Raw genomic sequence first — 20,413 nt, 5'->3', positions numbered from 1 at the left:
TGGATCGAGTTGAAAGTGGTACGAAAACGGTACGAGAGAATCACCAGTAGCGACACACATGCCGAAATACAAAGGGTTCACACCACATGTGCGGATTAGCTGGAGAGTTACGTTTCGATCAACAACCTGCGGACCTTGCGGCCGTAGAGCGAATCACCCATCACTTGGCCCCTCGCGGCCCCGACGCGTGGGGGTTCCATAGCCAGGGACCGATTGCCCTCGGCCATCGTCGCCTGAAGATCATGGACCTCTCCGACGGCTCGGCGCAGCCGATGGTCGACAATCAATCGGGCCTGTCACTGGCATTCAACGGTGCGATCTACAACTACCCGCAACTGCGCGCCGAACTCGAAGGCCTGGGCTACACCTTCCATTCCGGCGGCGACACCGAAGTGCTGCTCAAGGGTTATCACGCCTGGGGCGAAGCCCTGCTACCCAAGCTCAACGGCATGTTTGCCTTCGCTATCTGGGAACGCGACGCCAAGCGGCTGTTCATCGCCCGCGACCGTCTCGGCGTGAAGCCGCTGTACCTGTCGCGTAACGGCCAACGCCTGCGCTTTGCCTCGGCGTTGCCAGCGCTGCTCAAGGGCGGTGACATCAATCCGGTGCTCGACCCGGTAGCCCTCAATCATTATCTGAATTTCCATGCCGTCGTCCCGGCGCCGCGCACGCTGTTGGCGGGCATCGAGAAACTACCGCCCGCGACGTGGATGCGCATCGAAGCGGATGGCACCACGGAGCAGAAAACCTGGTGGACGCTGCCCTACGGCCCACGCGCCGACGAGCAGAATCTGAAGCTGGAAGACTGGATCGACCGCGTGCTCGACAGCACCCGCGAAGCCGTTGCCATTCGCCAGCGCGCCGCCGTCGATGTCGGCGTATTGCTCTCGGGCGGCGTGGATTCGAGCATGCTTGTGGGCTTGCTGCGCGAAGTGGGCGTCGAAGACCTGTCGACCTTCTCCATCGGCTTCCAGGACGCTGGCGGCGAGCGCGGTGACGAGTTCCAGTATTCGAACTTGATCGCCGAGCACTACGGCACCCGGCACCATCAGTTGCGCATCGATGAAAAAGAAATCATCGAACAACTGCCCGCGGCATTCCGCGCCATGAGCGAGCCGATGGTCAGCCACGATTGCATCGCCTTCTACCTGCTGTCGCGGGAAGTGGCCAAGCATTGCAAAGTGGTGCAAAGCGGCCAGGGCGCCGACGAACTGTTCGCCGGTTATCACTGGTATCCCCAAGTGGACGGCGCCAGCGACCCGTATGCCGCCTATCGTGCGGCCTTCTTCGACCGCAGCTACGAAGAGTACGCCGCTACCGTGCAGCCCAAATGGCTGACGGCCAACGACGCGGCCGGTGACTTCGTCAAGGAACATTTCGCCCAACCGGGCGCCGATGCCGCAGTCGACAAGGCCCTGCGCCTGGACAGCACCGTGATGCTGGTGGACGACCCGGTCAAACGCGTGGACAACATGACCATGGCCTGGGGCCTGGAAGCACGCACGCCTTTCCTGGACTACCGGCTGGTGGAGCTTTCAGCCCGAGTGCCGGCTGAATTCAAGCTGCCCGATGGTGGCAAGCACGTGCTCAAGGAAGCCGCTCGCCGGGTGATTCCGAGCGAGGTCATCGACCGCAAGAAAGGCTATTTCCCGGTGCCGGGCCTCAAGCATCTGGAAGGCAACACGCTGGCCTGGGTTCGTGAGTTGCTGCTGGATCCGAGCCAGGATCGTGGCTTGTTCAACCCGACCATGCTCGACCGTTTATTGACCGATCCCAACGGCCAGCTGACGCCCCTGCGCGGTTCGAGGCTGTGGCAATTGGCGGCGCTGAACCTGTGGCTCAGCGAGCAAGGAATCTGAAATCATGAAACCCCACCCGACCCTTCACAACCAACGACTGTTGCGCGGCCAGCCACCGTCCTATGAACGCCTGCAAGCACGCCTGGCCGAAGACGGCAGCGAGCTGGGCGCCGACCCGATCGCGGTGCACTGTGGCTGGGGCCGATTGCTGATCGGCCATACCTTCCCGGACCCGGCGAGCCTGGCCCAGGAACTGCTCAACGAACAGCCCGGCGAACGCGACATTGCCTTGTACGTCGCCGCGCCCCAGCAAGTGCTCGGACTGGAACCGGCGCATCTGTTCCTCGATCCGTCGGACACCCTGCGCCTGTGGTTCAGTGACTACCGACAAGCCACGCGGGTGTTTCGCGGTTTTCGGATTCGCCGGGCCCAAGGCGATTCCGACTGGCAAGCCATCAACCAGCTTTACCAGGCCCGCGGCATGCTGCCCATCGATCCCCAGCGATTGACCCCGCGCCACCAGGGCGGCCCGGTGTACTGGCTGGCCGAAGACGACGACAGCGGCGCGGTGATCGGCAGCGTCATGGGCCTCAATCACCAGAAAGCCTTCAATGACCCGGAAAACGGCAGCAGCCTCTGGTGCCTGGCGGTGGACCCGCAGTGCTCGCGCCCCGGTGTTGGCGAAGTGCTGGTGCGTCATCTTATCGAGCACTTCATGAGCCGAGGCTTGAGCTACCTCGACCTGTCAGTGCTACACAACAATCGTTTGGCGAAGAACCTCTACGCCAAACTTGGCTTCCGCAACCTCTCGACCTTCGCCATCAAGCGCAAGAACGGCATCAACCAGCCGCTGTTCCTCGGGCCTGGTCCCGAGGCGGAATTCAACCCGTACGCGCGAATCATTGTCGATGAGGCGCACCGGCGCGGCATCGAAGTTCAGGTAGATGATGCCGAGGCCGGGCTGTTCACCCTGGTGCATGGCAGCCGACGGATCCGCTGCCGGGAATCACTGAGCGACCTGACCAGCGCCATCAGCATGACCTTGTGCCAGAACAAGAGCCTGACCCATAAAGTGTTGAAGAACGCTGGCCTGAATCTGCCGGCCCAACAACTGGCGGGCAATGCCGACGACAACCTGGCGTTTCTCGATGAGCACGAGCGCGTGGTGGTCAAGCCGTTGGACGGTGAACAAGGCCAGGGCGTGGCGGTGGACCTCCAGACTATCGAGGAAGTACAGGACGCCATCGAAGCGGCGCGCAAATTTGACAGCCGCGTGCTGCTGGAAAGCTTCCATGAGGGGCTGGACCTGCGAATCGTGGTGATCGGCTTTGAAGTGGTGGCAGCGGCCATCCGGCGACCGGCGGAAGTGATCGGTGACGGCCAACACAGTATCGGCGCACTGATCGAAGCCCAGAGCCGTCGACGCCAGGCTGCCACGGGAGGCGAAAGCAAGATTCCGATGGACGCCGAGACCGAGCGCACGTTGCGTGCGGCCGGCTACGACTATGACAGCGTGTTGCCCGCGGGCGAGCACTTGTTCGTGCGCCGCACTGCGAACCTTCACACCGGCGGCGTGCTGGAAGACGTGACCGGCATTCTTCATCCGACCCTGAACGATGCCGCCGTACGTGCCGCGCGGGCGCTGGACATTCCCATGGTCGGCCTGGACCTGCTCGTGCCTGCGGCCGATCAGCCGGAGTACGTGTTTATCGAAGCCAACGAGCGCGCCGGCCTGGCCAACCATGAACCGCAACCTACCGCAGAACGCTTTGTGGATATGTTGTTTCCCCATAGCCAGGCGGCGGTCTAGCCCTCTAAAGATCGTTCCCACGCTCTGCGTGGGAATGCCTCAAGGGACGCTCCGCGTCCAGGTGACGCAGAGCGTCACGGGCTGCATTCCCACGCGGAGCATGGGAACGATCATGCCAAGGTTTGCTATACCCACTTAACGTTCCGTGAGGAGTTTCCATGATCAGTAAAATTCCCGAACCGGATCTCGAATACCTGCAAAAAGTCCTGCTGGAAATGCTCGCCATTCCCAGCCCGACCGGTTTCACCGACACCATCGTGCGGTATGTCGCCGAGCGACTCGAAGAGCTGGGCATTCCGTTCGAAATGACCCGGCGCGGGACGATTCGCGCCACCCTCAAGGGTCGCCAGAACAGCCCTGACCGGGCCGTGTCGGCGCACTTGGACACCATTGGTGCCTCGGTTCGAGCTATCAAGGACAACGGCCGCCTGACGCTGGCCCCGGTAGGTTGCTGGTCCAGTCGGTTTGCCGAGGGCAGCCGGGTCAGCCTGTTTACCGACACTGGAGTCATCCGCGGCAGTGTGTTGCCATTGATGGCGTCCGGGCACGCGTTCAACACTGCGGTGGATGAAATGCCCATCAGTTGGGACCACATCGAACTGCGCCTGGACGCCTACTGCACCACCCGCGCCGATTGCGAAACACTGGGGGTCGGCATCGGCGATTATGTCGCCTTCGACCCGTTGCCGGAATTCACCGAAAGTGGTCACATCAGCGCCCGGCACCTGGATGACAAGGCTGGCGTTGCCGCGTTGCTGGCAGCGCTCAAGGCGATTGTCGACAGCGGCGAAGAGTTGCTGATCGACTGCCACCCACTCTTCACCATCACCGAGGAAACCGGCAGCGGCGCGGCGGCGGCGCTGCCCTGGGACGTCAGTGAGTTCGTCGGGATCGACATCGCTCCGGTCGCACCCGGCCAGCATTCCAGCGAACATGCGGTGAGCGTGGCGATGCAGGATTCCGGAGGCCCCTACGACTATCATCTGTCGCGCCACCTGTTGAAGTTGGCCCGCGAGAACGAGTTGCCGGCGCGCCGCGACCTGTTCCGCTACTACTTCAGCGACGCCCACTCGGCCATCACCGCCGGCCATGACATCCGCACCGCCCTGCTCGCTTTCGGCTGCGACGCCACCCATGGCTATGAGCGCACCCACATCGACAGCCTGGCCGCACTGAGCCGCTTGCTGGGCGCGTATATCCTCAGCCCGCCGGTGTTTGCCAGCGACGCGCAACCCGCCCAGGGATCGCTGGACCGCTTCAGCCACCAGATCGAACACGATGCGCAGATGGAAAGCGATACCCGCGTGCCGTCAGTCGACAGCCTGATCGGGCAGCGTTCGGATCAGTGATCCGGATTCAAGCCCGGATTCAAGCATTGGGGGATAACGCTGGAACAGCCGTCGCGAAGCCCAGGCTAGCCGCGACGGCCTATCCACCGTAGCATCCGCCTCATTGTTTAGCGGAGCCCTACAATGCTGATCCCTTACGACCAACTCGAAGTCGACACGCTCACCCGCTTGATCGAGGATTTCGTCACCCGCGATGGGACTGACAATGGCGACGATACGCCTTTGGAGACGCGAGTCCTGCGGGTCAGGCAGGCCCTGACCAAAGGCCAGGCCATGATTGTCTTCGACCCCGAAAGCGAGCAGTGCCAACTGATGCTCAAGCATGACGTGCCCAAGCACCTATTCGACTGAACAGGCCTTGCGTGCGGCCTGGGCCTTTTTTCTCTGGATCTTGTCGTAGATTTCCGAGCGATGGACGTCGACGTGCCGAGGCGCCTCCACGCCGAAACGCACGGTGCTGCCGCTGATCGACAGGACGCGGACGGAAATGTCGTCACCGATGGAAATCAATTCACCTACAGCGCGGCTTAGTACGAGCATGGCTATTGTCCTTAAGAATGTCTGGACCTTGACCATGCCCGGCCTGTTTTCTGTGCACAAGGTACCGGCGGGAATTCAGTAACCCCCTACAAACAAAACTCCGGTGGCTGAAGGAAACGTCCTGCAAAACCCGGTCAGGCACCAGGTCAATTCAAGGACCGGAGAACCGCGGCCCGAACAGAATCACACTCGCGCCCAACACGCAGAGCGCCACGCCAATCCAGTCGGAACCCAGCGGCCGCGCACGCTCCACGACGGCCAGCCAGCCAATGGAAGCGATGATATAAATTCCCCCGTAGGCGGCATAGGCACGACCGGCGTACGTCGCTTCGATGCGGGTCAGCAAGAGGGCGAACAGCGTCAGGCTGAGCAGCGCCGGCGCGATCCACCAGGCACTCTTGCCTTGGCGCAACCACATCCAGAAGGCGTAGCAGCCAGCGATTTCAAAGAGTGCGGCGAGAAAAAACCACAAATAGTTGAGCATGGAGCTGTCCATCAGGAAGGCACGAGCGCGCCATCCTGAGGACATTGGAGCATGGGGTCAACCCTGGTTCTGACGGGCTTTGGCGCGCATCTTGTCGGCCATGGCCGTCATTTCGTCATACAGCACTTTGGGATTCTTTTGCTTGATGGCCCAGGCCATGCGCCCCTGCTCATGGGGCAGGATCATGAACTCGCCTTGGGCGACGTGCTGGTAGATGTAATCGGCGATGTCGGCGGCGCTGATCGGCGAGCTTTCCAGCAACTTGCCGACTTGAGCTTTCATGGCCGGGGTCGGACCGCGGAACGAGTCCAGCAGGTTGGTCTGGAAGAACGACGGGCAAACCACATGCACGCCAATCTCCTGCTGCGCCAGCTCGATCAGCAGGCTCTCCGATAGCGCCACCACACCGGCCTTGGCCACGTTGTAGTTGCTCATGGCGGGACCCTGCATCAGCGCAGCCATGGAAGCGATGTTGATGATTTTCCCACGGCTTTTTTCCAGCAGCGGCAGGAACGCCTTGCAGCCCTTGACCACGCCCATCAGGTTGATCGCGATTTGCCAGTCCCAATCCTCCAGGGACAGTTCGCTGAAGAACCCGCCTGAAGCTACGCCGGCGTTGTTGACGATGATGTCGATGCCGCCGAGCTTTTCCTCGCAGGCCTGGGCAAACGCTGTGAGCTGGCTATAGTCGCGCACATCGCAGCGCTGGACAAAGCCGTCGCCGCCTGCGGCGCGCACCAGCTTGAGGGTTTCCAGCAGGCCAGGCTCGCTGACATCGGACAAGGCCAGGCGCCAGCCTTCGCGGGCCCAGCGCAGCGCGATTTCGCGACCCAGGCCAGAGCCGGCACCAGTGATCATCATGCGATTTTGCATAGGGAAACAGCCTTGTTGTTCCGGGAGAGATGGGCCGAGTGTAGCGAAGGCGCCGGTCGGACCCACGCTCCATCAGATTGCTGAATGGCGGGGGCAAACCGCAGGCGGTCTAGAAGCTTGACCTGAAACCTGCGGACGCCAAAGTCATGCCTTATGGCAACAGCAAAAAACATTGAATTTTTTACAGGACGTTACGGTCGGACTTATTAAGCCGCCCGGATTTAATGCATGCGCGCTGGCAGTTAAAAGTTACATCACTCCAGAACTGACCAATAAGGAAATCAACAATGGGCACTATTCTAATCATCATCCTGATCCTCTTGCTGATCGGTGGCCTGCCGGTCTTCCCGCACTCCAGAAGTTGGGGTTATGGCCCGTCCGGTATCATCGGCGTAGTACTGGTGGTGCTGTTGGTCCTGCTGTTACTCGGCAAGATATAAATACCAGGCGCAAAAAAAAGAGGCCCTTCGGGCCTCTTTTTTTATGGGTCGCCGATATCAGTCCGGCTTGCCGTCAATAACGCCTGCGGTGTTATCCATCAGGCTCTTGGTCGCGGTTTGCAGGAACGCTTCGAGCTTGAGTTTCATCTCGGCCGTCTCCGGTGCATCCGGAATGACTTCTGCACGCGGATTGGCGCCCAGTTCGTAGCGATACATCTTCGGCGCCATTTCCTTCTCCCTTGGCAGCACGAGGATCTTGTCGTCGCGGATGATCGCCGTGGTCTGCTCGCTGCCCGACGGCTTGATCACGCCAAACCCGGTATCGCCGGCCGGCAGGTTCAACAGGTCGCGGCCCCAGCACTGGTTGCGTACCTGGCCACCGAGCCGCCCCATGATGGTCGGAACGATATCGACCTGGGTGCCCACGGTGTGGTTGCGCTGGCCGAACTTCTCCTGGATGCCCGGCCCGATCAGCAGCATCGGCACGTTGAAACGACCCAGGTCCATTTCGGTGATCTGGCGCTCGTTGCCAAAGCCATGGTCACCGACCACGACGAACAGGGTTTCCTTGAAGTAAGGCTCCTTGCGCGCCTTCTCGAAGAACTGGCCCAGCGCCCAATCGGCGTAACGCATGGCGGTCAGGTGTTCGTTCAAGCTGCCACGGTCAGTGACCGGTTCGACTGGCAACGGTGTCGGCAGCGCGTACGGCGTGTGGTTGGACAGGGTTTGCAGCAAGGCATAGAAAGGCTTGCCGTTTTCCCGCGCCTTGAGTTCGATCAGGCCACGGTCGAACATGTCCTGGTCGGAAACACCCCAGGTCGGGTCGGAGAACACCGGGTTCACATAGTCATTGCGTCCGATGAAGTTGGTCATGCCCTGGCTGCTGAAGAAGCCTGACTGGTTGTCCCAGGCAAAATCGCCGTTGTAGACATACACGTCGTCGTATTCACGCGCGCTGAGCAACTGTGGCAGGCCCGACAGCTTGTGGCTGCCTTCCGGCGTCTGCATCAGGTATTCGAAGCCCGGCAGGTTCGGGAAACACGCCATGGTGGCGAACATGCCCTGGTGGGTGTGGGTACCGTTGGAGAAGAAACGGTCGAACAGCAGGCCTTCCTTGGACAGTTTGTCCAGGTAAGGCGTGATGTTGCCCGGCGCGCCCAAGGCGCCCACCGAGTGACCGGCCATGCTTTCCATGAGGATCACTACCACGTTCTTGATCGGCAGCGTCTTGTCGGCCGGCGGCGTGTAGTCGCGGCGCACGGCGGCCGTCTCGGTATCCACCAGTTTGTCGTCGGGCATCACCAGCATGTCGCGGACGGTCTGTTGTGCCAGCGGTTGCTCGAGGGTGGCTTTCCAGATGTTGTCGCGGTCTTCGGACATCCGGCTCTTGGCCGCCGCCACCAGCGACAACGTGCCGTTGAGGCCCAATTGGTTGGCGAAGTTCGAATCCGTGGTGTAGACGTCGCCCCAACGCAGCGGCGGGCCTTGGCGCAGGGTGCCACGCGCAGCGGCCACCGCCACCACCAGGCAGATCATGAACACCGCGACACGTCCGTACCACGGGGCGACCTGGCGTGTGCCGATGCTGCCTCCGCTGAAAGGCCCACGCGGCCGGGTGGCGCGATCGGCGCCCTTGAACGCCAGGCTCATGAGCAGGGTGCCGCCGACCCAGGCCAGCAGGTAACGCACTACCGGGAAACCGTACCAAAGCATGCTCGCCACGGTTTTCGGGTCTTCCTTCACATACTGGAAGACCAGGCCGTTGAGGCGCTGGTGGAACTCACGGTAGAAGTCCATCTCCATCAGGCCGAGGAACAGCGCGATGCTGGAAGTGACGGTCAGCCAGAAACGAAAGAATCCACGTGCCGCCATTGCCCGCGCGCTGAACAAAGCCAGCAGCAGCGGAATGCAGAGATAGACGACCAGGCGCAAGTCGAAACGCAGGCCGTTGGCAAAAGCTTCAACGAAGGTGGAGGCTGGGGTGTCGAGGATCATTTCGCGGTTATAGACCAGCAGCGCAACGCGCAGCAGGCTCAGCATGACCATCATTACCAAGGCACAGAGCAACGTATAGGCCAGGTGCGATTTGACGGTCGGTTGCAGCAGGCGATGCGTGGTGCGCTGCTGACTCAGGGCGTCCGGGATTGCCATGTCGTTTAGGGACCTATTGGAATTGGAGGAACAAAAAAGAACAACGGCGCGCCCTCTGTTGGCCAATGACAGGCCCGGGGCTTTCGCGAAAGCGCAAATCTTGCACCAACGGCCATGGCTTTGCCATTAAATAACCGCGGCAATAAAAGCGCGTGGGATTGTCCGCAAGGTTTCGTGAAAATTTCGTTCAATGAATATCTGGAAACACAAAAGCGCCCGAGCGCTCTTGTGGCGAGGGAGCTTGCTCCCGCTGGGCTGCGAAGCGGCCCCCAACACAAGCAGAGGCAACTGGGTGTGTCAAGTAGATCCAAGAGGGCCGCTTCGCGCCCCAGCGGGAGCAAGCTCCCTCGCCACAGAAGCATCTCGTCTCAATTGCCGGGGCCTCAGTCGTTGCTCGGCTTATTGATCGACTGCAGCACATATTGCGGCATGGCAAAGGCGCCGATGTGGATCTCGGGGTTGTAGTAACGGGTGACGATGCCGCTGCCGATGAAACGCTCGCGCAGGGTTTCACGCGACAACTTGCGATAGGCAGGATCAGTCGCCCCCCAAGCAAAGGTCATGGCGCCGCCAATGTAGGTCGGCACGGCCGCCTGGTAGAAATGCCAGTCGGCGAACAAACCGTGCAAGCGCCCGGCGGTGGTCTGCACTTCGCCCAGCTGCATGAATGGCGTGCCGTTCTGGGTCACCAGGATGCCGCCTTCGTTCAGGCAGCGATGGCATGCCTGGTAAAAGTTTTCCGAAAACAGCACCTCGCCCGGACCGATCGGATCGGTGGAGTCGGAAATGATGACGTCGAATTTCTCCTGGGTGGTGGCGACAAAACGCATGCCGTCGTCGATCACCAGGTTCAGGCGCGGGTCGTCGTAGGCCCCCTTGGAGTGGTTGGGCAGGAATTCCTTGCACATGTCCACCACCGTGCCGTCGATCTCGACCATGGTGATGTGCTCGATGCCGATGTGCTTGGTCACTTCGCGCAGCATGCCGCCGTCGCCACCACCGATGATCAGCACACGCTTGACCGCGCCATGGGCCAGGATAGGCACGTGGGTGAGCATTTCGTGGTAGATGAATTCATCGGCTTCGGTGGTCTGGATCACACCGTCCAGGGCCATGACCCGGCCCATGCGCGGGTTTTCAAAGATCACCAGGTGCTGGTGCTCGGTGCGCACCTCATGCAGCAGCTTGTCCATGCGAAAACGCTGGCCGTAGCCTTCGTAGAGGGTTTCCAGATAATCGCCGGTCGGGGTGGTCGTCATGGTCAGGTGCTCCGATAAATACGCGGTTGGCCAATGAGGCTCGCAAAGGCGCGCATTCTACGACGCTGGGGATGACAGGTCGAACCTTCAACACTTCTGACGACGCAACGCAGCGTTACCGAGCGGCATTCCCACGCGGAGCGTGGGAACGATCACAGTCGTCAGTTGAATTTTCGTCCGAGCCCCGCCGGCACGCCCTCGATGGTGGTCTCTTCCCATGGCCCGTTCGGGCTGACGGAGCGGCTCCAGCCGTTGTTCCAGCGGTAATAGGTGCGCTGGCGGTAGAAGGTGTTGGTCTGGTTATCCAGGACATAGACTCCGAGCTTGGCATCCCAGTGGCTGTTGCCACCCGGTGGCGGGGCGAAGCTGGCGGAGGTGCGCGGCACTGGTTTGGCCGGTTTGTTCGGGGTTACAGGTTTGCCAGGCGCGGTCGACGGCACCGGCTTGGTGGTCGGTGTCGAAGGCGGAATGGGCGGCAACGGCGTCGAAGGCTCCGGTGGGCGTTGAACCGCACAAGCACTCAGGCCCAGGACGAGCGTAAGCAGGGTCATACGAGCGATGGCGGTCATGGTGCGAGTTCCTGTCATTGGTCCGGACTGTCGATGGTCAATTGTTGCAGCGCGGTGGTACTGCTCGCCAAGGGTTGGCTGCGACCGATCCACTCGCCGGCGGTCGGTTGACCGGCCCGGGAGATACGCGCCACCAGTTGGACTTCGGAGAAGTTGGACAGTTTCAGTTGCGGCATCATTGCATCGGCGTCGCCCAGCTCGACGCTGGCCGGCAGGTCGGCGACGGTCAGGCGCTTGGCCGCCAGCGGCGCCGGCGGACCGGAAACGGCGCGGGCGAAGATGAATACGCTGTCGCCCGGTTGCACCTTGGCCTTGAGGGCCGGATCCAGGTCGACACGCACCTTGAGCAGCGCCGCAACCTTGGTCGCCGGCGCCTGAGCGACCTTGCCGCCACTGGCCTTGAGCTTCTCGCTGGCGCGGGTAATGCCACCCTGCAATGCATCACGGGACTTGTCGCCTTCAGGCAATTGCGCCAGCAGGCGTCCCCAATAATCGATCGCTTCCTGATAGCGCTCGCCTTCGAACGCGGCAATCCCCAACAGGCCGAGGCTGGTGACTTCCTTCGGATCGAGCTTCAGCGCCTCGTCGGTCAGGGCCTGGACCTTGTCCGACCATTTCTTGCCGTCGGCGAAATACTGCGCCTGGGCCCACTGGCCCAGCAGCTCCGGCTGGCGGCCCGCGACCGCCACAGTGCGCTCGAAGATCTTCGCCGCGTCCGCCGGCCGGTCCTGCGCCATGTAAGTCCGACCGAGGAAATACAGGCCCTCGGCGGAGTCCGGTTGTGCCGCCACGGCGCGCTCCAGGCGCAAGGTCATTTCTTCCATCGACTGCGGCGCCTGGGCGAATTCACGGGTCAGCTCGACCTTGTCGCTGGCGCCGAAATGCAGGTACAGCGCCAGGCCCAATATCGGCACCAGCACAGCAGCGAGCAGTGGCAACGGTTTGCCCAAGCGGGATTCACGCGGCGCATCGGCGCCTTCGGTGTCGGCGAGCAGTTCCCGCGCGGCCTCGGCGCGACCGGTGTCCAGTTGCGCGGCGTTGAGCACGCCCTCCTCCCGCTCGGCCTGCAGTTCGGCAACGCGCTCCTGATACAACGCCACGTTCAGCGCGGTGCGGTCTTCTTCCAACTGGGCGCGGCGACCGCGCAAGACGGGGATCAACAGAAAACTCAGGGCAACCAGGAGAAGCAGTCCTGCGGCGAGCCAGAAATCAATCATGCTTGGTTTTTTCCAACAGTTGGTCGAGGCGCTGGCGCTCTTCGACAGAAAGCGTGTCCGGGGCGGCGCTGCGCTGGACCCGGCGGCGACGCACGATCACCGCAATGACGACCAAACCACCCAGCAGCAGCCCGGCCGGGCCGAACCAGAGCAGCGCGGTCTTGGAGGATAGGGCCGGGTTGTAGCGCACGAACTCACCGTAGCGATCAACCATGAAATCGATGATCTGCTGGTTGTCCTTGCCCTCGCCGAGCATGCGGAAGATTTCCCTGCGCAGGTCGGTGGCAATTGGAGCATTGGAGTCGGCGATGTCCTGGTTCTGGCATTTGGGGCAGCGCAGTTCCTTGGTCAGTTCGCGAAACCGCTCGCGTTCACCCTCGTTAGCGAATTCATAGGTGTCGATGGCGGCGTGAGCCACGCCGGCCAGGCTCCAGCCAAGAACGACGGCAGCTAACCAGCGCTTCATGGCTTGGCCTCATCCACCAGCGCCTGATACTTGGCCGCCAGTTTCTCGCGCCAGACCTGTTCGTCGATCACGCCGATAAACTTGTCGCGAATGATGCCCTTGGCATCGATGAAGAACGTTTCCGGCGCGCCGTAGACGCCCAGGTTCAGGCCGAGGGTGCCTTCTTCGTCGCGGATGTCCAATTGATAAGGGTTGTGGAACTCGGCCAGCCACTTAAGGGCATCGGCGTTGACGTCCTTGTAGTTGACGCCGTAGATCACCACGCCGTTCTGGGCCAGTTTGTTCAGCACGGGGTGCTCGACCCGGCAGGAAATGCACCAGGTGCCCCAGACATTGACCAGCGCCGGCTTGCCCAGCAGGTCGGCGCGGGTCAGGGTCTTGTCACCTTGCACGGAGGGCAAGGAAAACTCCGGGAACGGCTTGCCGATCATCGCCGAGGGCAACTCGCTCGGATTCAGGTACAGCCCACGGTACAAAAACACCGCCATCAACAGGAACAGCGCCAGCGGCAACACCATCAACCAACGTTTCATGCAGTGGCTCCATTCACACCCAGGGCTTCACGCACCCGGGCTTTCACCTTGACTCGATAACGCCGATCCAGCGCCGCCAGCACCCCACCCAGGCCGGTGAGCAAGCCCCCGAACCAGATCCAGCGCACGAACGGCTTGACGTGGACGCGCACCGCCCACGCGCCATCACCCAGGGACTCACCCAGTGCCACGTAAAGGTCGCGGGTGAAACCGGCATCGATCCCGGCTTCGGTCATGACCGAGTTCTGCACGGTGTAGAGACGTTTTTCCGGATGCAGCACGGTGACTTCCTGGCCGTTGCGAATGACCCGCACGGTGGCTTTGTCTGAGGTGAAGTTCGGGCCTTCGAAGTGTTTGGCACCCTCGAAGACGAACTGATAACCGCCCAGGTCCATGGACTCGCCCGGCGCCAGGCGCAGGTCGCGCTCGGCGCTGTTCTGGCTGGACAACACCACGCCCAAGGCACAGACGGCGATGCCCAAATGAGCGATCTGCATGCCCCAATAGCTGCGGGTCAGCGTCGGCAGGCCCTTGATCAGGCCCTTGTGGCGGGTCTTGTCGAAGATGTCCCGCACACCGGCCAGCAACACCCAGGCCGCCAGCGCAAACGTCGCCAGCACCGCCCAGTTGAAGTCGCCATAGGCAACGCCAGCCACCACGGCCAGGGCAGTCGTGCCCAGCAGCACCGGTGTCAACATGCCTACCAGCCATTTCACTGGCGTGTCTTTCCAGCGCACCAGCATACCGACCGCCATCACCACCATGAGGATCGCCATCAGCGGAATGAACAACGCGTTGAAGTACGGCGGGCCGACCGACAGCTTGGCGCCGGACAACGCATCGAGCACCAGCGGGTACAACGTCCCCAGCAGGATCATCGACGCCGCCACCACCAACACCAGGTTGTTGCCCAGCAGCAGGGTTTCCCGTGACCAGAGGTTAAAGCCAACCTGACTCTTCACCACCGGCGCACGCAGGGCGAACAGGGTCAGCGAACCACCGACCACGAACAGCAGGAACATCAGGATGAACACTCCGCGCTCAGGGTCCGAGGCAAAGGCATGCACCGACGTCAGCACGCCGGAACGCACCAGGAACGTGCCCAACAGGCTCAAGGAGAAGGCCGCGATGGCCAGCAGCACGGTCCAGCTCTTGAATACGCCGCGCTTTTCCGTGACGGCCAAGGAGTGGATCAACGCCGTACCGACCAGCCATGGCATGAACGAGGCGTTTTCCACCGGGTCCCAGAACCACCAGCCGCCCCAACCGAGCTCGTAGTAGGCCCACCACGAACCGAGGGTGATGCCGATGCCGAGGAAGGCCCAGGCAACGATGGTCCACGGGCGCGACCAGCGAGCCCAGGCCGCATCGAGGCGACCACCGAGCAACGCGGCGATGGCGAAGGCGAAGGCCACGGAGAATCCGACGTAGCCCATGTAGAGCATCGGTGGATGGACAATCAGGCCGATGTCCTGGAGCAACGGATTGAGGTCGCGACCGTCCATTGGCACTTGCGGCAGGATGCGCTCGAACGGGTTGGAGGTGACGATCAGGAACAGCAGGAAACCGATGCTGATCATGCCCATGATCGCCAGCACGCGGGCGAGCATCACTTGCGGCAATTGCCGGGAGAACACCGAGACTGCAAAGGTCCAGCCGGCGAGAATCAAAGCCCAGAGCAACAGCGACCCTTCATGGGCGCCCCACACCGCACTGAACTTGTAGTACCAGGGCAAGGCACTGTTGGAGTTGCTGGCGACATAGGCCACGGAAAAATCATCGGCCATGAACGCATAGGTCAGGCAACCGAAGGAAAACAGCATGAACGCGAACTGCCCCCATGCCGCCGGCTGGGCAAGGCTCATCCACAAACGGTCGCCACGCCAGGCACCGAGCAACGGCACCACCGCCTGCACCACGGAAAAACACAAGGCCAGGATCATCGCCAGATGGCCCAACTCAGGAATAAAGAGACCGGTCATCGATCAACCCTCCTTCACGGGCGCGGGCGCCGACTGGCCGCTGTCTTTCAAGGCCTTGGTCACTTCCGGCGGCATGTATTTCTCGTCGTGCTTGGCCAGCACTTCATCGGCCACTACCACGCCGTCGGCGTTGATCTTGCCCAGGGCGACAATGCCTTGCCCTTCGCGGAACAGGTCCGGCAGGATCCCGCGATAGATGATGGTCACGGTCTTGTTGAAGTCGGTGACGTTGAACTTCACGTCCAGTGAATCGCCGGAGCGCACCAACGAGCCCTGTTCCACCATGCCGCCGGCGCGGATACGGGTGTCCTCGGGCGCTTCGCCGTTGGCAATCTGGGTCGGCGTGTAGAACAGGTTGATGTTTTGCTGCAAAGCGCTCAGGGCCAGGCCGACCGCGGCGCCGACCCCGACGAGGATCGCAAGGATGATGACAAGACGTTTTTTGCGCAGCGGATTCACTGGCCGTTCTCCCGGCGCAGACGACGCGCCTCTTGTTGCAGATACCGCTTGCGGGCCAGGATCGGCGCCGCCACGTTGAGGGCCAGCACCGCCAGGCAAATGCCATAGGCTGACCAGACATACAGGCCATGATGGCCCATGGCGAGGAACTCGCCGAATGACGCGAAACTCATCGAGCGACCTCCAGGCTGTTCTGTACTTCGGCCTTGACCCAGCTGGCCCGCGACTCGCGCTTGAGCACTTCCAGGCGCATGCGCAGCAATAGCACCGCGCCGAAGAAACAGTAGAAACCCAACGCCGTCAGCAACAGCGGCAACCACATTTCCATTGGCATCGCCGGTTTTTCGGTGAGGGTGAACGTCGCGCCCTGGTGCAGAGTGTTCCACCACTCCACTGAATACTTGATGATCGGGATATTGATCACGCCGACAATCGCCAGCACCGCGCAGGCCTTGGCGGCGCTGTCACGATTGCTGATGGCGTTGCCCAGCGCAATAAGACCGAAGTACAGGAACAACAAGATCAGCATCGACGTCAGTCGTGCATCCCAGACCCACCACGAGCCCCAGGTCGGCTTGCCCCAGATCGCCCCGGTGACCAGCGCCACGGCTGTCATCCAGGCGCCGATGGGCGCGGCGCATTGCAAGGCGACGTCGGCCAGTTTCATCTTCCACACCAGCCCGACCACACCGCAGACCGCCAGCATCACGTAGATCGACTGGGCCAGCATCGCCGTCGGAACATGGATATAAATGATCCGAAAGCTGTTGCCTTGCTGGTAGTCCGGCGGCGCGAAGGCCAGGCCCCAGACCAGGCCGATGCCGATCAGCAACAGGGTGGCGACGCTCAGCCAAGGCAGCATTTTGCCGCTGATGCCGTAGAACCATTTGGGTGAGCCGAGCTTATGAAACCAGGTCCAGTTCATTGCAGTTTCCATCACGGTCGCGACTCGCCATTACGAGTCGCCAGGTCGGCCTTTACTTCAAGAAGAAGTGGTCGGTTCTTGACCAGGCCTCATTATTATTCGCCGACGCTGATCTTCAGGCCAGCGGCTATTGCAAAGGGTGTCAGGGTTATCGCCAGGGCGGTCAGGCTCCCAAGCCACAGCAGATAACCAGTCGCCGGCATGCCTTGCAACGCCGCCTGCAAGGCACCGCTGCCCAGGATCAAGACCGGGATGTACAGCGGCAGGATCAGCAAGGCCAGCAACAGGCCGCCGCGCTTGAGCCCCACCGTCAACGCCGCGCCCACCGCGCCGAGCAGGCTCAGCACCGGGGTACCCAGCAGCAGCGACAACAGCAACACCGGCATGCATTCGGCGGGCAACCCCAGCATCATCGCCAGCAGCGGTGAAAGCAACACCAGCGCCAGGCCGGAAAAAACCCAGTGTGCCAGTACCTTGGCCAAAACCAGAAGGGCCAGGGGGTGCGACGAAAGGACCCACTGTTCCAGGGAACCGTCTTCGAAATCGCTGCGAAAAAGCCCGTCCAGCGAGAGCAGGACCGACAAAAGCGCCGCCACCCAGACCAGGCCCGGCGACAAGGTTTGCAACAATTGAGTCTCTGGACCGACCGCCAACGGGAACAGCGCGATGACAATCGCAAAGAACACCAACGGGTTGGCCAATTCGGCCGGACGGCGGAACAGCAGGCGCGCCTCACGGGCAAGCAGCAGGCCAAACACACTCATACCGCCCAGTTCCCCAGATCGATGTTGCGATAACCGGACGGCATCCGGGCCAATGTGTGGTGAGTAGTCAAGAGCACCATCCCACCGCTCTCGCAATGCCGGGCCAGATGTTCTTCAAGTTGCGCGACGCCCTGCTTGTCCAGGGCGGTGTAAGGTTCGTCGAGAATCCACAGCGGCGGACTGTCGAGGTACAACCGGGCCAGGGCCACGCGGCGTTGTTGCCCGGCGGACAAGGTGTGGCTCGGCACATCTTCGAAGCCGCGCAAGCCTACCGCCGCCAAGGCCTGCCAGATCGCCTCGCGCCCGGCCGGCCGATGCAGCGCGCAGAGCCAGCTGAGGTTTTCTTCAGGGGTCAGCAGATCCTTGATACCGGCGGCATGGCCGATCCATAGCAGGTTGCGGGCCAGCTCGCTGCGCTGGCTGTGCAAAGGATGGCCATTGAGCAACACCTGGCCGGCGGTGGGCTGCATCAACCCGGCCAGCAGGCGCAACAGGCTGGTCTTGCCACTGCCGTTGGGCCCACTGATCTGCACCATATCGCCACGGGAGAGTCTCAATTCGAGATTTTCGAAAAGCAGTCGCAGGTCTCGCTCACAGGCGAGGCCAACGGTTTGCAAGAGAGGACTGGTCAAGGGATCGCGGGCCTTATACGGTTCAAGTCGGCAATGCAGCGGCCGTTAAAGTGGTGCAGCATAGATGCATTGATGGCCTGTTCCACAGAGCTGCGTCAACAAACGCGAGGTTTTTTGCCACTCCCTGGAAGGCGGGCGGCATTATACATGTGAAGCCCTACTCCCAAGAGGGCTTATTTCCCCAAGGTAAGACCGCAGATGACAGGCGACATGAACATCCCGCCGCTGCCTCAGCCCACGGCAACCACGCGTATGCCAGCGGTGACTGGCGAGCTGCTCAAGCTGCTGGCGCCGGCTGAAGGCCTGATCGGGCCCGGCCAGACCGCCAAGGCCGAGGTGCTGTCGCTCAAACAGGCGGACCAGGCGTTTCAACTGCTGCTCAAGGTCACGTTGGAAAGCGGTCGCCAGGCCACGGTGCAGGCCACCAGCACCCAACCATTGCCGCAAGGCACCAGCCTGGCCGTGACCCAACCCTCCGCCAGCAACCTGGCGATTACCGTGCAGCAGGCCTTGGCCTCCAGCGTTGCCACCTTGACCCGAATCGACACGGCGCAGCTGCCCGTGGGTACGCTGCTGCAGGGCAAAGTGCTGACCAGCCAGGCGTTGCCGCAATTGCCCGGGCAACCGGCGGTGTATCGCTCGCTGGTGAGCCTGCTCAACACCGCCCAGGCCGGCAGTACTCTGGACATCGACAGCCCCCAGCCATTGCGCATCGGCACGCTGTTGAGTGCCCAGGTGCAAGATGCCCAGACGTTGAAGTTCGTTCCCCTGAGCAATCGCCAGGAACAATTGGCAGTGAGCCAGCAACTGGTGACGCAGGTGAGCCGCCAGGGTTCCCTGGACGGTTTGCTCAGCGCCCTGCAAAACCTTCCCGCTAGCGACGATGCCGGGCCCGAGCTGCGCGCCGCAGTCACACGCCTGTTGGCCAGCCTGCCGGACATGCAGCAACTGAGCACCCCCAAGGGACTGGCCCAGGCCATGGTCGCCAGCGGCGTGTTCCTGGAAAGCAAACTGCTGGCCGGTCAACCGCCGAGCCTGGCACCGGACATGAAAGGCGACCTATTGAAGCTGATCGCCCAACTGACACCGGCCCTGCCCGCCTCCACCAACCTTACCGCGGTCATCGTCGCCAATACTTTGGCCCAGGCACTGCCCAGCTTCGTACGCAGCGCCCTGGGCATGCTCGGTCAAGTCAGCACCAAGCCACAACCAACAGTCTTCCCCCTGCCGTCGCGATTGCTCAAAGGCCAAGACGACGAAGGCGATCTGGAACATCTGTTGCGCCTGGCGGCTGCCGCCGTGTCGCGCCTGCAAAGCCATCAATTGTCGAGCCTGGAGCAAACCGGGCTGACCGACGACGGTCGGCTGATGAGCACTTGGCAGTTGGAGATACCGATGCGCAACCTGCAGGACATCGTGCCGTTGCAGGTCAAGTTCCAACGCGAGGAATCCCCGCCCCGGGAACAGTCCGATGAACGCCGGGAACAACACGAACCGAAACAGCAGCTCTGGCGAGTAGAGCTGGCGTTCGATATGGAGCCGCTGGGGCCACTGCAGATCCAGGCGCAGTTGCTCAGCGGCAGCTTGTCGAGCCAGCTATGGGCGCAAAGGCCGTACACCGCGAGCCTGATCGAAAGCAACCTGGCCGCGCTGCGTGAACGCCTGGTGACGTGCGGGCTGAACGTCGGCGAGCTGGACTGCCACGTCGGCACCCCGCCTCAAGGCCCGAAGACTCGCCTGGAACAACGCTGGGTGGATGAGACCGCATGACAACCCACACCGAACCCCGCCAGGCTATTGCCCTCAAGTATGACGGCCACCACGCCCCGACCCTCACCGCCAAGGGCGACGAAGCCCTGGCCGAGGAAATCCTGCGCATCGCCCGGGAAAGCGAAGTGCCGATTTATGAGAATGCCGAGTTGGTGAAACTGCTAGCACGGATGGAGTTGGGCGACAGCATCCCGGAAGAGCTGTACCGCACGATTGCCGAGATCATTGCGTTTGCCTGGAACCTGAAGGGCAAGTTTCCCCAGGGCTTTGACCCGCATGCGCAGCCTGTCGAAAAGGATGTGACGGATCGGGGGGATGATTACTGAGCCGTGGCGAGGGGATTCATCCCCGCTGGGTTGCGCAGCGACCCCATTTTTTGGCGGCTGCTGCG

Annotated in this window: 22 protein-coding genes; 7 read left to right on the top strand and 15 right to left on the bottom strand. The window is 62.0% G+C overall.

Features of this window, described 5'->3' with window-relative positions; translation table 11 throughout:
• Window positions 1-86: 86 nt before the first annotated feature.
• From HU806_RS05780 to HU806_RS05765, 4 genes are all read left to right on the top strand, one after another.
• Window positions 87-1,859, top strand: a complete 1,773-nt coding sequence (locus tag HU806_RS05780; RefSeq protein ID WP_186610469.1) for an N-acetylglutaminylglutamine amidotransferase — start codon at window positions 87-89, stop codon at window positions 1,857-1,859.
• Between the two features lie 4 nt (window positions 1,860-1,863).
• Window positions 1,864-3,609, top strand: coding sequence for an N-acetylglutaminylglutamine synthetase (gene ngg, locus HU806_RS05775; protein ID WP_186610468.1), 1,746 nt, complete (start codon window positions 1,864-1,866; stop codon window positions 3,607-3,609).
• Between the two features lie 158 nt (window positions 3,610-3,767).
• Window positions 3,768-4,958 carry an osmoprotectant NAGGN system M42 family peptidase gene (locus HU806_RS05770; protein WP_189664296.1) on the top strand — a complete coding sequence of 397 codons (1,191 nt, stop codon included), beginning with the start codon at window positions 3,768-3,770 and terminating at the stop codon, window positions 4,956-4,958.
• A 123-nt stretch (window positions 4,959-5,081) separates the two neighbouring features.
• A complete protein-coding gene (locus HU806_RS05765; protein ID WP_047226285.1) occupies window positions 5,082-5,309 on the top strand; it encodes a YheU family protein in 228 nt (75 codons plus the stop codon).
• On the opposite strand, the gene csrA is transcribed toward HU806_RS05765, so the two are convergent.
• The 3 genes from csrA to HU806_RS05750 all read right to left on the bottom strand — a co-directional run bounded on the left by csrA (window position 5,298) and on the right by HU806_RS05750 (window position 6,855).
• Entirely contained in the window at window positions 5,298-5,498 is a 201-nt protein-coding gene (gene csrA, locus HU806_RS05760; RefSeq protein ID WP_186610467.1) for a carbon storage regulator CsrA, read from the bottom strand. The two genes, HU806_RS05765 and csrA, sit on opposite strands and share 12 nt — an antisense overlap.
• 151 nt (window positions 5,499-5,649) lie before the next feature.
• Window positions 5,650-5,982: a YnfA family protein gene (locus HU806_RS05755; RefSeq protein WP_186610466.1), complete on the bottom strand. Its 333-nt coding sequence runs from the start codon at window positions 5,980-5,982 to the stop codon at window positions 5,650-5,652.
• Window positions 5,983-6,039: 57 nt separating this feature from the next.
• The gene (locus HU806_RS05750) at window positions 6,040-6,855 is read right to left on the bottom strand and encodes an SDR family oxidoreductase (protein ID WP_186610465.1); all 816 of its coding nucleotides are present in this window, start codon (window positions 6,853-6,855) and stop codon (window positions 6,040-6,042) included.
• A 287-nt stretch (window positions 6,856-7,142) separates the two neighbouring features.
• Between HU806_RS05750 and HU806_RS05745 the strand changes: the two genes are divergently transcribed.
• Window positions 7,143-7,295: a DUF3309 family protein gene (locus HU806_RS05745; protein WP_003183939.1), complete on the top strand. Its 153-nt coding sequence runs from the start codon at window positions 7,143-7,145 to the stop codon at window positions 7,293-7,295.
• Between the two features lie 57 nt (window positions 7,296-7,352).
• Here HU806_RS05745 and HU806_RS05740 read toward each other — a convergent pair whose 3' ends face one another.
• The 12 genes from HU806_RS05740 to ccmA form a co-directional block, all read right to left on the bottom strand.
• Entirely contained in the window at window positions 7,353-9,446 is a 2,094-nt protein-coding gene (locus HU806_RS05740) for an LTA synthase family protein (RefSeq protein WP_186610464.1), read from the bottom strand.
• 383 nt (window positions 9,447-9,829) lie between these two features.
• Window positions 9,830-10,705 carry a polyamine aminopropyltransferase gene (gene speE, locus HU806_RS05735; protein WP_186610463.1) on the bottom strand — a complete coding sequence of 292 codons (876 nt, stop codon included), beginning with the start codon at window positions 10,703-10,705 and terminating at the stop codon, window positions 9,830-9,832.
• 161 nt (window positions 10,706-10,866) lie between these two features.
• A complete protein-coding gene (locus HU806_RS05730) occupies window positions 10,867-11,274 on the bottom strand; it encodes a hypothetical protein (protein ID WP_186610462.1) in 408 nt (135 codons plus the stop codon).
• A gap of 14 nt (window positions 11,275-11,288) precedes the next feature.
• Window positions 11,289-12,491, bottom strand: a complete 1,203-nt coding sequence (gene ccmI / locus HU806_RS05725; RefSeq protein ID WP_186610461.1) for a c-type cytochrome biogenesis protein CcmI — start codon at window positions 12,489-12,491, stop codon at window positions 11,289-11,291.
• Window positions 12,484-12,957, bottom strand: coding sequence for a cytochrome c-type biogenesis protein (locus HU806_RS05720; RefSeq protein ID WP_186610460.1), 474 nt, complete (start codon window positions 12,955-12,957; stop codon window positions 12,484-12,486). The genes ccmI and HU806_RS05720 overlap by 8 nt, the downstream gene beginning before the upstream one ends.
• Complete coding sequence (locus tag HU806_RS05715; protein WP_186610459.1) at window positions 12,954-13,490, bottom strand: DsbE family thiol:disulfide interchange protein; 537 nt, start codon at window positions 13,488-13,490, stop codon at window positions 12,954-12,956. Before HU806_RS05715 ends, HU806_RS05720 begins: the two co-directional genes overlap by 4 nt.
• On the bottom strand, window positions 13,487-15,472 hold the full coding sequence (locus HU806_RS05710) for a heme lyase CcmF/NrfE family subunit (RefSeq protein WP_186610458.1): 1,986 nt from the start codon (window positions 15,470-15,472) through the stop codon (window positions 13,487-13,489). Before HU806_RS05710 ends, HU806_RS05715 begins: the two co-directional genes overlap by 4 nt.
• Before the next feature lie 3 nt (window positions 15,473-15,475).
• Complete coding sequence (gene ccmE / locus HU806_RS05705; RefSeq protein ID WP_186610457.1) at window positions 15,476-15,931, bottom strand: cytochrome c maturation protein CcmE; 456 nt, start codon at window positions 15,929-15,931, stop codon at window positions 15,476-15,478.
• Window positions 15,928-16,104 (bottom strand): heme exporter protein CcmD, encoded by a 177-nt coding sequence (ccmD, locus tag HU806_RS05700; RefSeq protein ID WP_186610456.1) that lies wholly within the window; start codon window positions 16,102-16,104, stop codon window positions 15,928-15,930. Before ccmD ends, ccmE begins: the two co-directional genes overlap by 4 nt.
• Entirely contained in the window at window positions 16,101-16,856 is a 756-nt protein-coding gene (locus HU806_RS05695) for a heme ABC transporter permease (RefSeq protein ID WP_186610455.1), read from the bottom strand. The genes ccmD and HU806_RS05695 overlap by 4 nt, the downstream gene beginning before the upstream one ends.
• A gap of 95 nt (window positions 16,857-16,951) precedes the next feature.
• The gene (ccmB, locus tag HU806_RS05690) at window positions 16,952-17,620 is read right to left on the bottom strand and encodes a heme exporter protein CcmB (RefSeq protein ID WP_186610454.1); all 669 of its coding nucleotides are present in this window, start codon (window positions 17,618-17,620) and stop codon (window positions 16,952-16,954) included.
• On the bottom strand, window positions 17,617-18,252 hold the full coding sequence (ccmA, locus tag HU806_RS05685) for a cytochrome c biogenesis heme-transporting ATPase CcmA (protein WP_186610453.1): 636 nt from the start codon (window positions 18,250-18,252) through the stop codon (window positions 17,617-17,619). Before ccmA ends, ccmB begins: the two co-directional genes overlap by 4 nt.
• A gap of 198 nt (window positions 18,253-18,450) precedes the next feature.
• Between ccmA and HU806_RS05680 the strand changes: the two genes are divergently transcribed.
• Window positions 18,451-20,022: a flagellar hook-length control protein FliK gene (locus tag HU806_RS05680; protein ID WP_186610452.1), complete on the top strand. Its 1,572-nt coding sequence runs from the start codon at window positions 18,451-18,453 to the stop codon at window positions 20,020-20,022.
• Entirely contained in the window at window positions 20,019-20,348 is a 330-nt protein-coding gene (locus HU806_RS05675) for an EscU/YscU/HrcU family type III secretion system export apparatus switch protein (protein WP_186610451.1), read from the top strand. Before HU806_RS05680 ends, HU806_RS05675 begins: the two co-directional genes overlap by 4 nt.
• Window positions 20,349-20,413: the final 65 nt, after the last annotated feature.

Source organism: Pseudomonas sp. SWRI154, assembly GCF_014268645.1.
In the GTDB taxonomy this organism is placed as follows: domain Bacteria; phylum Pseudomonadota; class Gammaproteobacteria; order Pseudomonadales; family Pseudomonadaceae; genus Aquipseudomonas; species Aquipseudomonas marvdashtae.
The sequence above is the reverse complement of the archived record's forward strand: the minus strand, read 5'-3'. Positions and strand labels throughout refer to the sequence as shown.

Coding starts and splice junctions, on each gene's coding strand:
- HU806_RS05780 (WP_186610469.1), top strand. CDS start 87: ATGTGCGGATTAGCTGGAGAGTTACGTTTCGATCAACAACCTGCGGAC.
- HU806_RS05740 (WP_186610464.1), bottom strand. CDS start 9,446: ATGGCAATCCCGGACGCCCTGAGTCAGCAGCGCACCACGCATCGCCTG.
- HU806_RS05755 (WP_186610466.1), bottom strand. CDS start 5,982: ATGCTCAACTATTTGTGGTTTTTTCTCGCCGCACTCTTTGAAATCGCT.
- HU806_RS05710 (WP_186610458.1), bottom strand. CDS start 15,472: ATGACCGGTCTCTTTATTCCTGAGTTGGGCCATCTGGCGATGATCCTG.
- ccmB (WP_186610454.1), bottom strand. CDS start 17,620: ATGAGTGTGTTTGGCCTGCTGCTTGCCCGTGAGGCGCGCCTGCTGTTC.
- HU806_RS05745 (WP_003183939.1), top strand. CDS start 7,143: ATGGGCACTATTCTAATCATCATCCTGATCCTCTTGCTGATCGGTGGC.
- speE (WP_186610463.1), bottom strand. CDS start 10,705: ATGACGACCACCCCGACCGGCGATTATCTGGAAACCCTCTACGAAGGC.
- HU806_RS05680 (WP_186610452.1), top strand. CDS start 18,451: ATGACAGGCGACATGAACATCCCGCCGCTGCCTCAGCCCACGGCAACC.
- HU806_RS05770 (WP_189664296.1), top strand. CDS start 3,768: ATGATCAGTAAAATTCCCGAACCGGATCTCGAATACCTGCAAAAAGTC.
- HU806_RS05715 (WP_186610459.1), bottom strand. CDS start 13,490: ATGAAACGTTGGTTGATGGTGTTGCCGCTGGCGCTGTTCCTGTTGATG.
- csrA (WP_186610467.1), bottom strand. CDS start 5,498: ATGCTCGTACTAAGCCGCGCTGTAGGTGAATTGATTTCCATCGGTGAC.
- ccmD (WP_186610456.1), bottom strand. CDS start 16,104: ATGAGTTTCGCGTCATTCGGCGAGTTCCTCGCCATGGGCCATCATGGC.
- ccmI (WP_186610461.1), bottom strand. CDS start 12,491: ATGATTGATTTCTGGCTCGCCGCAGGACTGCTTCTCCTGGTTGCCCTG.
- HU806_RS05765 (WP_047226285.1), top strand. CDS start 5,082: ATGCTGATCCCTTACGACCAACTCGAAGTCGACACGCTCACCCGCTTG.
- HU806_RS05675 (WP_186610451.1), top strand. CDS start 20,019: ATGACAACCCACACCGAACCCCGCCAGGCTATTGCCCTCAAGTATGAC.
- ngg (WP_186610468.1), top strand. CDS start 1,864: ATGAAACCCCACCCGACCCTTCACAACCAACGACTGTTGCGCGGCCAG.
- HU806_RS05720 (WP_186610460.1), bottom strand. CDS start 12,957: ATGAAGCGCTGGTTAGCTGCCGTCGTTCTTGGCTGGAGCCTGGCCGGC.
- HU806_RS05695 (WP_186610455.1), bottom strand. CDS start 16,856: ATGAACTGGACCTGGTTTCATAAGCTCGGCTCACCCAAATGGTTCTAC.
- HU806_RS05750 (WP_186610465.1), bottom strand. CDS start 6,855: ATGCAAAATCGCATGATGATCACTGGTGCCGGCTCTGGCCTGGGTCGC.
- HU806_RS05730 (WP_186610462.1), bottom strand. CDS start 11,274: ATGACCGCCATCGCTCGTATGACCCTGCTTACGCTCGTCCTGGGCCTG.